The sequence below is a fragment of the Streptomyces sp. NPDC003379 genome (genome assembly GCF_053589195.1).
Genome location: NZ_JBSFRK010000022.1, coordinates 26,424 through 38,887 on the forward strand (window position 1 = coordinate 26,424; position 12,464 = coordinate 38,887).

A 12,464-nucleotide genomic window follows, 5' to 3' on the forward strand; every position below is an offset into this window, starting at 1 on the left:
CTGGCTCACCATGCGAAACGAGCCCGTCGTCCAGATCCGGAGTCTGGTCAAGCGGTACGGAAACAAGACCGCGGTCGACGGTCTCGACCTGACGGCCGGGGCGGGCATCACCGCCGTCCTCGGCCCCAACGGCGCCGGCAAGACCACCACCATCGAGACCTGCGAGGGCTACCGGAGGCCGGACTCCGGCACCGTCCGCGTCCTCGGCCTCGACCCGGTCCGCGAGGCCGCCGCGCTGCGGCCCCGTATCGGCGTGATGCTCCAGTCCGGCGGCGTGTACTCCGGCGCCCGCGCGGACGAGATGCTGCGCCACGTCGCCAAGCTGCACGCCCACCCGCTGGACGTCGACGCCCTCATCGAACGCCTGGGGCTCGCCGGCTGCGGCCGCACCACCTACCGGCGGCTCTCCGGCGGCCAGCAGCAGCGCCTCGCGCTCGCGATGGCCGTGGTCGGCAGGCCCGACCTGGTCTTCCTCGACGAGCCGACCGCGGGCCTCGACCCGCAGGCCCGCCGGGCCACCTGGGAGCTCGTCCGCGATCTGCGCCGCGACGGCGTCGCCGTCATCCTCACCACGCACCACATGGACGAGGCCGAACAGCTCGCCGACGACGTCGCGATCATCGACGCCGGCAAGGTCATCGCCCAGGGCAGCCCCGACGCCCTGTGCCGCGGCGGCGCCGAGAACACCCTGCGCTTCACCGGCCGCCCCGGCCTGGACGTCGCCTCGCTCCTCAAGGCGCTGCCCACGGACTCGGCCGCCGCCGAGCTGACCCCTGGCGCCTACCGCGTGAGCGGCACGGTCGACCCGCAGCTGCTCGCCACCGTCACCTCCTGGTGCGCCCAGCACGGGGTGATGCCCGACAGGATCTCGGTCGAACGCCACACCCTGGAAGACGTCTTCCTGGAACTCACGGGTAAGGAGCTGCGCGGATGAGCGCCGCCGGTATGTACACGCCGAAGCCGGGCGGCGCCCCGCTCCCCCGCATGATCGCCGCGCAGGCCGTGCTGGAGACGAGGATGCTGCTGCGCAACGGCGAGCAGCTGCTCCTCACGGTGGTGATCCCGACCCTGCTGCTCGTGCTGTTCAGCGCCGTCGACATCGTCGACACGGGCAAGGGCGAGGCCGTGGACTTCCTCGCGCCAGGCATCCTGGCGCTCGCCGTGATGTCGACGGCCTTCACCGGCCAGGCCATCGCGACCGGCTTCGAGCGGCGCTACGGCGTGCTCAAGCGGCTCGGCGCCTCGCCGCTGCCCCGCTGGGGCCTGATGGCGGCCAAGACGCTCTCCGTACTGGTCACCGAGGTCTTCCAGATCCTGCTGCTCACGGTCATCGCCTTCGCGCTCGGCTGGTCGCCGCACGGCAACCCCCTCTGGGTGCTCCTGCTCCTGGTGCTCGGCACGGCGGCCTTCTCCGGACTGGGCCTGCTGATGGCGGGCACCCTGAAGGCCGAGGCGACGCTGGCCGCCGCCAACCTCGTCTTCCTGCTGCTGCTCGTGGGCGGCGGCGTGATCGTGCCGCTGGACAAGTTCCCCGACGCGGCGCAGACGGTGCTCGGACTGCTGCCCATCGCGGCGCTCTCCGACGGGCTGCGCGACGTGCTGCGGCACGGCGCGGGCATGCCGTGGGCGGACCTCGGCATCCTCGCGGTGTGGGCGGTGCTGGGGCTCGGCGCGGCGGCGAAGTTCTTCCGCTGGGAGTAGCCGCCGGGGTGTGCTCGCGGGCACGGATTTCCCGCATACGTCCCCCTCGTGAAGCCGTGCACAAGCGGCCCCCTACGATGGGGCCCGTGCCAAACGTGACCCGAGCCGACGTCGCTCAAGCCGTGCGGAACCCGCTCGCCTTCATCGCCGAGCGCTGGACGCCCACCCAGCGGACCGTCCAGCGGGCGGCCTTCATCTCCCTCGCCATGACCGTCGTCATCGTGGTGACGGGCGGCGCCGTCCGGCTGACCGGCTCGGGCCTCGGCTGCCCGACCTGGCCCAAGTGCACGGAGGACTCCCTCACCGCGACCGGCGAGATGGGCTTCCACGGCGTCATCGAGTTCGGCAACCGCATGCTGACGTACGTGCTGTGCGCGGCGGTCGGCTGGGCGATCATCGCGGCGCGCTCGCAGAAGCCGATGCGGCGCAGCCTCACCCGGCTCGGCTGGACCCAGTTCTGGCTGGTCATGGGCAACGCCGTGCTCGGCGGGATCGTCGTACTCGTCGGCCTGAACCCGTACACGGTGGCCGCGCACTTCCTGCTCTCCTCCGCCCTGATCGCGGTCGCCGTCACCATGTGGCAGCGCAGCCGCGAGGGTGACGGCGAGCCGCGCCCGCTGGTCGGCAGGGCCGTGGCGCAGCTCGTCTGGTTCCTGGTGGCGGCCTCGGTGCTGCTGATCGCGGTCGGCACGGTCGTGACCGGCGCGGGCCCGCACGCGGGCGACTCCAGCGACGTGCCGCGGATGAACCTGGACCCGATCGGCCTGGACTGGGAGGGCGTCACCAAGCTGCACGCGGTCCTCGCCTGGATCGTGGTGACGCTGACGTTCGCCCTGTGGTTCGTCCTCAAGGCGGTCGACGCGCCGCGTGGCCCGCTGACCCGCACCCGCGACCTGTTCCTGATCCTCCTCGCCCAGGGCGCCATCGGCTACGTCCAGTACTTCACGGACCTGCCGGAGGTGCTGGTGGCCCTGCACATGTTCGGCTCGTGCCTGGTGTGGATCGCCGTGATGCGCGTACTGCTGTCCCTGCGGGAACGGCCGGGGGCCACGACCGACGTGCCCGCCCAGGCGGACGGCTCACAGCTCTCGGCCGTCTGACAGCCCGTACACGCGGCAGGCGTTGCCCGCCGCGATCATGCCCGCCACGCGCCGCGCGTCGGTGAGCGACCAGGCCCCCTCCGCGACCCAGGTGCCGAGGACGCGCCCGAGCGCCTCACGGAACAGGTGGGCCCCCACGACGTGCAGTTCGGGCAGGCCGTGCGCGCCGCTGGAGAACAGCAGCTTTCCGAAGGGCGCGAGTTCGAGGATCTCCGCGAGCACGGCCGCCGCCCGCGCCCCGGTGCGTACGAGCGCGGGGCCGAGGTCGGCGTACACATGCGGGAAGACGGCCGCGAGGTGCGCGGCGCCGCGGTGGTACGGATAGCCGTGCAGCAGCACCAGGTCGGTGCCGAGGCCCGCGGTGGCCCGCGCGAAGTCCGCGAAGTACGTCTGCGGGTCCCCGGCGCCCGCGTGCAGTTGCAGCGGCCGGCCGGAGGCCACCGCGACCCACAGCAGATGCCGCAGCAGCACGGGGTCGGTGAGCGCCCCGCCCACCTGGCGTCCCGCGAGCCAGCGCCCCACCGCGCCCCGCACCTCGCCGGGGCCCGGCGGCCGGGCCGCGAGGGCGAGCGGATGGCGCATCCCGGCGACCGAGGTGAAGGCGACGGCTTCCGCGGCCGCGGCGTGCACGGACTCGGCGAGGTTGGCGAGGAAGGAGTCGGCGGTGCCCGAGGTGTCGGCGACCTGCTCGGCGAGCAGCTCGAGGCGGACGATCTCGCGGGCCTGGGCGTCGCCGGTGGACGCCATCTCGCCTGGCCCCGTCAGGTCCCCCGGAAGCCCCGTGTCGACGAGGTACGTGGTGATGCCGCTGCCCCGCAGCAGCCGCCGCCCCGACTCCAGGACGCCGAGCTCGCGGCGCCGGGCCAGATAGCGGGCCGGCGGGCAGTGCGGTTCGAGGCCCAGCAGCGGCGGGCACCAGCGGCGCACCGCGAAGCCGGTCTGGGTGTCGAAGAGGGTGGTGCCGGGCGCGGGCGGTCCCTCGCCCCGGCCGAGGTGGGCCTCGAAGGTACCGAGGCCCAGCTCCGTACGGAGGACGCCATGGCAGTACTGGTCCACCAGGGACGGCGTTTCGATCATGCGGGCTCCCGCTGGACGGACCTTGCTCCTACGGTCCTAACGGGTGACCCGGGTGTCAGGTGTTGCCTCAGACGTCGTTCTTCGGTCCGCCGATCTGAATCCCGGCCATGCGCGTCCACTCGTAGGGCCCGGTCCTTACCTTCGCGGCGAACTCCCCGTCGAAGTCCTCGTGGACGGTGATCCCCGACTTCTCGACGGCGCTCAGCGCCACCGCGTGGCTGGGCGCCACCAGGTCGCCCCAGCCGCCGTCCTCGCCGACGAGGACGATGCGGGCGCCCTTCTGGCCGAGGTACGCGATCTGCCCCTCGGCGCCGCCGTGCGCCTGTGCGAAGGCGCCGATCTCCTTGGCGAGCCGAGCCGCGCGGCGCTCGGCCCTGGCGGCCTGCCTGCTGTCGTCCACCTGCTCGTCCACCTGCTGCGTGTCTGCCATGGGCAGGATGCTACCGACGGGTAGATCAACTGGCGACGGGCGGGTCGCGTGGCGTTCGACACCACGCGCCCCGCCCGTCGGCAAGACCTTGAAGAAGCTCAGCGGAGGAAGGGGTCCACCGCCACCGCGACGAAGAGCAGCGAGACGTAGGTGATGGACCAGTGGAAGAGCCGCATCTCCTTGAGCTTGCCGCCCATGACCTCCGCCTTGGCGCGGGTCTGGAGGCCGTGCGCCTCCCACAGCCACCAGCCGCCGGTCACCAGCGCCACCGCGGTGTAGAACCAGCCGGTGTAGCCGAGCGGCTGGAGGAGCAGGGAGACGGCGACCATGACCCAGCTGTAGAGGACGATCTGCCGGGCGACCACCTTGTTCGAGGCGATGACGGGCAGCATCGGCACGCCCACGCGCGCGTAGTCGTCCTTGACCTTCATGGAGAGCGGCCAGTAGTGCGGCGGCGTCCAGAAGAACATCACCAGGAAGAGGATGACCGGCGCCCACGAGAGGGAGTTCGTGACCGAGGACCAGCCGATGAGGACCGGCATGCAGCCCGCGATGCCGCCCCAGACGATGTTCTGCGAGGTGCGCCGCTTGAGGATCATCGTGTAGACGACCACATAGAAGAGGAGCGCGCCGAGCGAGAGCCAGGCGGAGAGCCAGTTCACGGCGAGGCCGAAGAGCAGCGTGGAGACGACGGCGAGGCCGATGCCGAAGACGAGGCACTCGCGGGGGCTCACCATGCCGGTGACCAGCGGCCGCTGCGACGTACGGTCCATGAGGGCGTCGATGTCGCGGTCGATGTACATGTTGAGCGCGTTGGCGCCGCCGGCGGAGAGGTAGCCGCCCAGGCAGGTCACGAAGACCAGCCACAGGTCGGGCACGCCCTGCTCGGCGAGGAACATCACCGGAACGGTGGTGATGAGGAGGAGTTCGATGATCCGCGGCTTGGTCAGCGCCACGAACGCCTTGACACGGGCCCCGAACGGCCGATGGCTCGGGCTAAGGTCCGTCCCGGAAACCCCCGCTGGACGGGATTCAACGGCCGTCACGCACACCCCTGACAGAGACATCCCAGCGAACCCACCGGCACCTTCAGAGATGAAGATCCGGTAAAGGCTCGCGCGTACCACGCCACTGTAGACGTTGCCCATACCTCGCCCATCGCGGGGGTGGGGTCGTGTTGAGCGTCCGGACGAGGGGTACCGCGAGATTGCCGGGTGGTCACCTGAAAGGTGTAAACGGCCCTTCGGGCGGTCACATGAGCGGCGCGGGACGCCCTTTGAGCGGACATATGAGCGGTTCCCTATTCACATGGCGAATCGCCGCGCATTCCTTTCAGGAGGCGGATCCCCTCTTGTCCCGGCAGTCTGGAATGACTCGAAAAAATGCACGTTCGGGCAACGGTAGGCTCGACAACGGCCGGTGTGATTCACATCGCCGGCATTCGACATGTGGAGAGGAGCCCTGACTCAGGGTGAGCACCAAGCCGACCACCACAGACCTCGAGTGGACCGAACTGGACCAGCGAGCTGTAGACACCGCTCGCGTCCTGGCCATGGATTCCGTACAGAAGGTCGGCAACGGCCATCCCGGTACGGCCATGAGCCTCGCGCCCGCCGCGTACACCCTCTTCCAGAAGGTGATGCGCCACGACCCGGCGGACGCGGAGTGGACCGGTCGCGACCGTTTCGTCCTCTCCGCGGGTCACTCGTCCCTGACCCTCTACATCCAGCTCTACCTGGCCGGTTTCGGCCTGGAGCTGGATGACCTGAAGGCGTTCCGCACCTGGGGCTCGAAGACGCCGGGCCACCCGGAGTACGGGCACACCACCGGCGTGGAGACGACGACGGGCCCGCTGGGCCAGGGCGTCGCCAACGCCGTGGGCATGGCGATGGCCGCCCGCTACGAGCGCGGTCTGTTCGACCCGGAGACCCCCGCGGGCGAGTCGCCGTTCGACCACCACGTCTTCTGTATCGCCGGTGACGGCTGCCTGGAGGAGGGCATCTCCGCGGAGGCGTCCTCGATGGCCGGGCACCAGAAGCTCGGCAACCTCGTGCTGCTGTGGGACGACAACCACATCTCGATCGAGGGCGACACGGCGACCGCGATCTCCGAGGACACCCTCAAGCGGTACGAGGCCTACGGCTGGCACGTCCAGCGCGTGGAGCCCAAGGAGAACGGCGACCTCGACCCGGCCGCCCTGTACGCCGCGCTCCAGGCCGCCAAGGCCGAGACCGAGCGTCCCTCCTTCATCGCGATGCGCTCGATCATCGCCTGGCCCGCCCCGCACGCGCAGAACACCGAGGCCGCGCACGGCTCGGCGCTCGGCGACGAGGAAGTGGCCGCCACCAAGCGCGTCCTCGGCTTCGACCCGGAGCAGACCTTCGAGGTCTCCGACGAAGTCATCACGCACACCCGCAAGGCGCTGGACCGCGGCCGCGAGGCCAAGGCCGAGTGGGAGAAGGGCTTCGCCGCCTGGCGCACCGCCAACGCCGAGCACGCCGCGACCTTCGACCGCGTCGCCGCGGGCGAGCTGCCCGAGGGCTGGGAGGAGAAGCTCCCGGTCTTCGAGACGGGCAAGGGCGTCGCCACGCGCGCCGCGTCCGGCAAGGTGCTGCAGGCCCTGGGCGCGGTCATCCCCGAGCTGTGGGGCGGCTCCGCCGACCTCGCGGGCTCGAACAACACGACGATCGACAAGACGTCGTCGTTCCTCCCCGCGGACAACCCGCTGCCGGAGGCCGACCCGTACGGCCGCACGATCCACTTCGGCATCCGCGAGCACTCCATGGCCGCGGAGATGAACGGCATCGCGCTGCACGGCAACACCCGCATCTACGGCGGCACCTTCCTGGTGTTCTCCGACTACATGCGCAACGCCGTACGCCTGTCCGCGCTGATGCACCTCCCGGTGACGTACGTGTGGACGCACGACTCCGTCGGCCTCGGCGAGGACGGACCGACGCACCAGCCGGTCGAGCACCTGGCCTCGCTGCGCGCCATCCCGGGCCTGAACGTCGTACGCCCGGCCGACGCCAACGAGACCGCCATCGCCTGGCGCGAGATCCTCAAGCGCTTCACCAAGGAGTTCGGCAAGGGCGCCCCGCACGGCCTCGCGCTGACCCGCCAGGGCGTGCCGACGTACGACCGCAACGAGGACGCCGCCAAGGGCGGGTACGTCCTGTTCGAGGCCGAGGGCGGCACGCCCGAGGTCATCCTGATCGGCACCGGCTCCGAGGTGCACCTCGCCGTGGAGGCCCGCGAGCAGCTGCAGGCCGCCGGGGTTCCGACGCGTGTCGTCTCGATGCCGTCGGTCGAGTGGTTCGACGAGCAGGACCAGGGGTACCGCGACAGCGTGCTGCCGCCGTCGGTGAAGGCGCGCGTGGCGGTCGAGGCGGGCATCGGCCTGACCTGGCACCGTTTCGTGGGCGACGCCGGACGCATCGTGTCGCTGGAGCACTTCGGTGCCTCGGCGGACGGCAAGGTGCTGTTCCGCGAGTTCGGATTCACCGCCGACGCGGTGGCCCAGGCGGCGCGGGAATCGATCTCCGCCGCTCAGCGCTGACGCCCGTACACGACGAAGTAGGAGATGTAATTCCATGACAGACGCACTCAAGCGCCTCTCCGAAGAAGGCGTCGCGATCTGGCTGGACGACCTGTCGCGCAAGCGGATCACGTCCGGCAACCTCGCCGAACTGATCGACCAGCAGCACGTCGTGGGCGTCACCACCAATCCGTCGATCTTCCAGAAGGCCATCTCGCAGGGCGACGGTTACGACCAGCAGCTCTCCGACCTCGCCGCCCGCGAGGTCACGGTCGAAGAGGCCATCCGGATGATCACGACGGCGGACGTCCGTGACGCCGCCGACATCCTGCGCCCGGTCTTCGACGCGACGGGCGGCCAGGACGGCCGCGTGTCCATCGAGGTCGACCCGCGCCTGGCGCACAACACCAAGGCCACGGTCGCCGAGGCCAAGCAGCTCGCGTGGCTGGTGGACCGTCCGAACACGCTCATCAAGATCCCGGCCACCGAGGCGGGCATCCCGGCGATCACCGAGGTCATCGGCCTCGGCATCAGCGTCAACGTCACGCTGATCTTCTCGCTGGAGCGCTACCGCAAGGTCATGGACGCGTTTCTGGCGGGCCTGGAGAAGGCCAAGGAGCGCGGCCTGGACCTCTCCACGATCCACTCGGTGGCGTCCTTCTTCGTGTCCCGCGTGGACACCGAGATCGACAAGCGCCTGGACGGCGTCGGCACGGACGAGGCCAAGTCCCTCAAGGGCAAGGCCGCGCTCGCCAACGCCCGTCTGGCGTACGAGGCGTACGAGGAGGTCTTCTCGTCCGACCGCTGGGCCGCGCTCGACAAGGCGCAGGCCAACAAGCAGCGTCCGCTGTGGGCCTCGACCGGCGTCAAGGACCCGGCGTACAAGGACACCCTGTACGTCGACGACCTGGTCGCGCCCAACACGGTGAACACGATGCCGGAGGCGACCCTGGAGGCCACCGCCGACCACGGTTCGATCACCGGCAACACCATCGCGGGCACCTACGACCAGGCGCGTGCCGAGATCGCCGCCGTGGAGAAGCTCGGCATCTCGTACAACGAGGTCGTGCAGCTGCTTGAGGACGAGGGCGTCGAGAAGTTCGAGGCCTCCTGGAACGACCTGCTCAAGTCGACCGAGGCCGAGCTGAAGCGCCTCGCTCCTTCGAAGGGCTGACCACTTTGTCAAGCAGCAATCCGCTGCGTGACGCCGCAGACCGACGGCTCCCGCGTATCGCGGGGCCGTCGGGCCTGGTCATCTTTGGCGTCACGGGCGATTTGTCCCGTAAAAAGCTGATGCCCGCTGTGTACGACCTCGCCAACCGAGGTCTGCTGCCGCCGGGCTTTTCTCTCATTGGTTTCGCCCGCCGCGACTGGGAGGACGAGGACTTCGCCCAGGTCGTCCACGACGCGGTCAAGCAGCACTCGCGTACGCCGTTCCGCGAGGAGGTCTGGCAGCAGCTCATCCAGGGGATGCGCTTCGTCCAGGGCAACTTCGACGACGACAAGGCGTTCGAGCAGCTCAAGGCCACCATCCAGGAGCTGGACAAGGCGCAGGGCACGGGCGGCAACTTCGCCTTCTACCTCTCGGTACCCCCCAAGTTCTTCCCGCAGGTCGTCCAGCAGCTGAAGAAGCACGAGCTGGCCGAGGCCCCCGAGGGCTCCTGGCGCCGCGCGGTCATCGAGAAGCCGTTCGGCCACGACCTGGCCTCCGCCCGGGACCTGAACGCCATCGTGCACGAGGTGTTCGACCCGGACCAGGTGTTCCGGATCGACCACTACCTCGGCAAGGAGACCGTCCAGAACATCCTGGCGCTCCGCTTCGCCAACCAGATGTTCGAGCCGATCTGGAACCGGTCGTACGTCGACCACATCCAGATCACGATGGCCGAGGACATCGGCATCGGCGGCCGCGCCGGCTACTACGACGGCATCGGCGCCGCCCGCGACGTCATCCAGAACCACCTGCTCCAGCTGATGGCGCTGACCGCGATGGAGGAGCCCGCCTCCTTCGACGCGAACGCGCTGGTCGCCGAGAAGGCGAAGGTGCTCGGCGCGGTGAAGCTGCCGAAGGACCTCGGCAAGGACACCGTCCGGGGTCAGTACGCGGCGGGCTGGCAGGGCGGCGAGAAAGCCGTCGGCTACCTCCAGGAAGACGGCATCGACCCCAAGTCGAAGACCGACACCTACGCGGCCATCAAGTTGCAGATCGACAACCGCCGCTGGGCGGGCGTCCCCTTCTACCTGCGCACCGGCAAGCGCCTCGGCCGCCGCGTCACCGAGATCGCGGTCGTCTTCCAGCGCGCTCCCCACTCCCCCTTCGACCACACCGCCACCGAGGAGCTCGGGCAGAACGCGATCGTCATCCGCGTCCAGCCCGACGAGGGCATCACGGTCCGGTTCGGCTCGAAGGTGCCCGGCACCTCCATGGAGATCCGGGACGTGTCGATGGACTTCGCGTACGGCGAGTCCTTCACGGAGTCCAGCCCGGAAGCGTACGAGCGGCTGATCCTGGACGTCCTGCTCGGCGACGCCAACCTCTTCCCGCGCACGGAGGAGGTCGAGCTGTCCTGGAACATCCTCGACCCGATCGAGGAGTACTGGGACAAGCACGGCAAGCCCGCGCAGTACCCGGCGGGCACCTGGGGCCCGACTGAGGCGGACGACATGCTCGCACGAGACGGACGGAGCTGGCGTCGGCCATGAAGATCGACCTCACGGACACCACGTCCAGCAAGATCAACAAGGCGCTCGTGCAGGGCCGCCGCGCGATCGGCACCCCGGCCGTCGGCATGGTCCTGACCCTCGTCATCGTCACCGACGAGGAGAACGCGTACGACTCCCTGAGGGCCGCCAACGACGCGTCCCGCGAGCACCCCTCGCGCACCCTCGTCGTCATCAAGCGCGCGGCCCGCTCGCCCCGTGACCGCACCACCTCGCGCCTGGACGCCGAGGTGCGGGTCGGCGTGGAGGCGGGCACCGGCGAGACGGTGGTCCTGCGGCTCTACGGCGAGGTCATCGGCCACGCCCAGTCGGTCGTCCTGCCGCTGCTGCTCCCCGACGCCCCCGTGGTCGTCTGGTGGCCGGTGAACGCCCCGCTCGACCCGGCCAACGACCCGCTCGGCGCCCTGGCCCAGCGCCGCGTCACGGACACCTACGCGGCCGAGCAGCCGATCCGCGAGCTGGCCGCCCGCGCCGACGCCTACCACCCCGGCGACACGGACCTGGCCTGGACCCGCATCACCCCGTGGCGCTCCATGCTGGCGGCCGCCCTGGACCAGGTCACGTGCAAGGTGACCTCGGTGCGGGTGGACGGCGAGGAGTTCAACCCGAGCTGCGAGCTGCTCGCCATGTGGCTCGCGGACCGGCTCGACGTGCCGGTCAAGCGCGCGGTGTCGGCGGGCCCGGGTCTGACCGGCGTACGTATGGAGACCGACTGCGGTCCCATCGTGCTCGACCGGGCCGACGGCTCGCTCGCCACGCTCTCCATCGAGGGACAGCCCGACCGCGCGGTGGCGCTCAAGCGGCGCGAGACGGCCGAGCTGATCGCGGAGGAGCTGCGCCGTCTGGACCCGGACGACACCTACGCGTCCTCGCTGAAGTACGGCGTGGAGCGGCTGGGTGAGCCGTTGAAGCCGTCGTCGGAGCCGATAGCGGCTTCCGGGGCCGCTTCGGAGGCCGCTCCGGAGGCCGCTCCGGAGGCCGAGGGGTCAGCCGACAAGGCCGAAGACGCGCAGGACACGCAGGAGGCGGCCGCGCCGAAGAAGGCACCGGCGAAGAAGTCCGCCACGAAGAAGGCCGCAGCGAAGAAGGTGGCTGCCCAGTGAGCAGGACCCCGCAGCTCGTCGTCCACCGCGACAAGGAACTGATGGCGCAGGCCGCGGCGGCCCGCCTCATCACGAAGGTCGTCGACGCGCAGGCCGCCCGCGGTCACGCGTCGGTGGTCCTCACCGGCGGACGCAACGGCAACGGCCTGCTGGCGGCGCTCGGTTCGTCCCCGGCCCGGGACGCGATCGACTGGTCGCGCCTCGACCTGTGGTGGGGCGACGAGCGCTTCCTGCCGGACGGCGACCCGGAGCGCAACTACACCCAGGCCCGTGAGGCGCTGCTCGACGCGGTGCCGCTCAATCCGGCCCGGGTGCATCCGATGCCCGCGTCGGACGGCCCGTACGAGGTCGACGCCGCCGCCGAGATCTACGCCGCCGAACTCGCCGCCGCGGCGGGCCCGGAGGACCACGGCCCGGTGCCTACCTTCGACGTCCTGATGCTCGGCGTCGGCCCGGACACGCACATCGCCTCGCTCTTCCCCGAGCTTCCGGCGGTGCGCGAGACGGAGCGCACGGTGGTCGGCGTGCACGGCGCGCCGAAGCCCCCGCCGACCCGTATCTCGCTCACGCTCCCGGCGATCCGGGCGGCGCGCGAGGTGTGGCTGCTCGCTGCGGGCGAGGACAAGGCGAAGGCCGCGGCCATCGCCCTGTCCGGCGCGGGCGAGGTGCAGGCCCCCGCGGCCGGCGCCCACGGCCGCGCGCGCACGCTGTGGCTGCTCGACGAGGCGGCGGCCTCGCAGCTCCCCCCGCAGCTGTACCCCCCGGCCGTGGCCTAGGCCGTACGCGACAAGGAG

11 protein-coding genes are annotated in these 12,464 nt (G+C 70.7%); 8 read left to right on the forward strand and 3 right to left on the reverse strand.

Annotated features, from left to right (window positions below; all coding sequences use genetic code 11):
* Positions 1–10 precede the first annotated feature (10 nt).
* The 3 genes from ACWDVB_RS22435 to ACWDVB_RS22445 all read left to right on the forward strand — a co-directional run bounded on the left by ACWDVB_RS22435 (position 11) and on the right by ACWDVB_RS22445 (position 2,801).
* Positions 11–934: an ABC transporter ATP-binding protein gene (locus ACWDVB_RS22435; RefSeq protein WP_451516889.1), complete on the forward strand. Its 924-nt coding sequence runs from the start codon at positions 11–13 to the stop codon at positions 932–934.
* On the forward strand, positions 931–1,701 hold the full coding sequence (locus tag ACWDVB_RS22440) for an ABC transporter permease (RefSeq protein WP_451516888.1): 771 nt from the start codon (positions 931–933) through the stop codon (positions 1,699–1,701). Before ACWDVB_RS22435 ends, ACWDVB_RS22440 begins: the two co-directional genes overlap by 4 nt.
* A gap of 77 nt (positions 1,702–1,778) precedes the next feature.
* Complete coding sequence (locus ACWDVB_RS22445; RefSeq protein ID WP_451516887.1) at positions 1,779–2,801, forward strand: COX15/CtaA family protein; 1,023 nt, start codon at positions 1,779–1,781, stop codon at positions 2,799–2,801.
* Here ACWDVB_RS22445 and ACWDVB_RS22450 read toward each other — a convergent pair.
* The 3 genes from ACWDVB_RS22450 to ACWDVB_RS22460 all read right to left on the reverse strand — a co-directional run bounded on the left by ACWDVB_RS22450 (position 2,781) and on the right by ACWDVB_RS22460 (position 5,360).
* Positions 2,781–3,878, reverse strand: a complete 1,098-nt coding sequence (locus ACWDVB_RS22450; RefSeq protein WP_451516886.1) for an amidohydrolase family protein — start codon at positions 3,876–3,878, stop codon at positions 2,781–2,783. The genes ACWDVB_RS22445 and ACWDVB_RS22450 overlap by 21 nt on opposite strands.
* A gap of 67 nt (positions 3,879–3,945) precedes the next feature.
* Positions 3,946–4,308 carry a hypothetical protein gene (locus tag ACWDVB_RS22455; protein ID WP_451516885.1) on the reverse strand — a complete coding sequence of 121 codons (363 nt, stop codon included), beginning with the start codon at positions 4,306–4,308 and terminating at the stop codon, positions 3,946–3,948.
* Positions 4,309–4,406: 98 nt separating this feature from the next.
* Positions 4,407–5,360: a heme o synthase gene (locus ACWDVB_RS22460; protein ID WP_451516920.1), complete on the reverse strand. Its 954-nt coding sequence runs from the start codon at positions 5,358–5,360 to the stop codon at positions 4,407–4,409.
* A 419-nt stretch (positions 5,361–5,779) separates the two neighbouring features.
* Between ACWDVB_RS22460 and tkt the strand changes: the two genes are divergently transcribed.
* The 5 genes from tkt to pgl are packed head-to-tail and all read left to right on the forward strand — an operon-like array spanning position 5,780 to position 12,446.
* A complete protein-coding gene (gene tkt / locus ACWDVB_RS22465) occupies positions 5,780–7,867 on the forward strand; it encodes a transketolase (protein ID WP_451516884.1) in 2,088 nt (695 codons plus the stop codon).
* Between the two features lie 34 nt (positions 7,868–7,901).
* Positions 7,902–9,020 (forward strand): transaldolase, encoded by a 1,119-nt coding sequence (gene tal, locus ACWDVB_RS22470; RefSeq protein ID WP_451516883.1) that lies wholly within the window; start codon positions 7,902–7,904, stop codon positions 9,018–9,020.
* 5 nt (positions 9,021–9,025) lie between these two features.
* Positions 9,026–10,549, forward strand: coding sequence for a glucose-6-phosphate dehydrogenase (gene zwf, locus ACWDVB_RS22475; RefSeq protein WP_451516882.1), 1,524 nt, complete (start codon positions 9,026–9,028; stop codon positions 10,547–10,549).
* The gene (gene opcA, locus ACWDVB_RS22480) at positions 10,546–11,670 is read left to right on the forward strand and encodes a glucose-6-phosphate dehydrogenase assembly protein OpcA (protein WP_451516881.1); all 1,125 of its coding nucleotides are present in this window, start codon (positions 10,546–10,548) and stop codon (positions 11,668–11,670) included. The genes zwf and opcA overlap by 4 nt, the downstream gene beginning before the upstream one ends.
* Complete coding sequence (gene pgl / locus ACWDVB_RS22485) at positions 11,667–12,446, forward strand: 6-phosphogluconolactonase (RefSeq protein WP_451516880.1); 780 nt, start codon at positions 11,667–11,669, stop codon at positions 12,444–12,446. The genes opcA and pgl overlap by 4 nt, the downstream gene beginning before the upstream one ends.
* Positions 12,447–12,464: the final 18 nt, after the last annotated feature.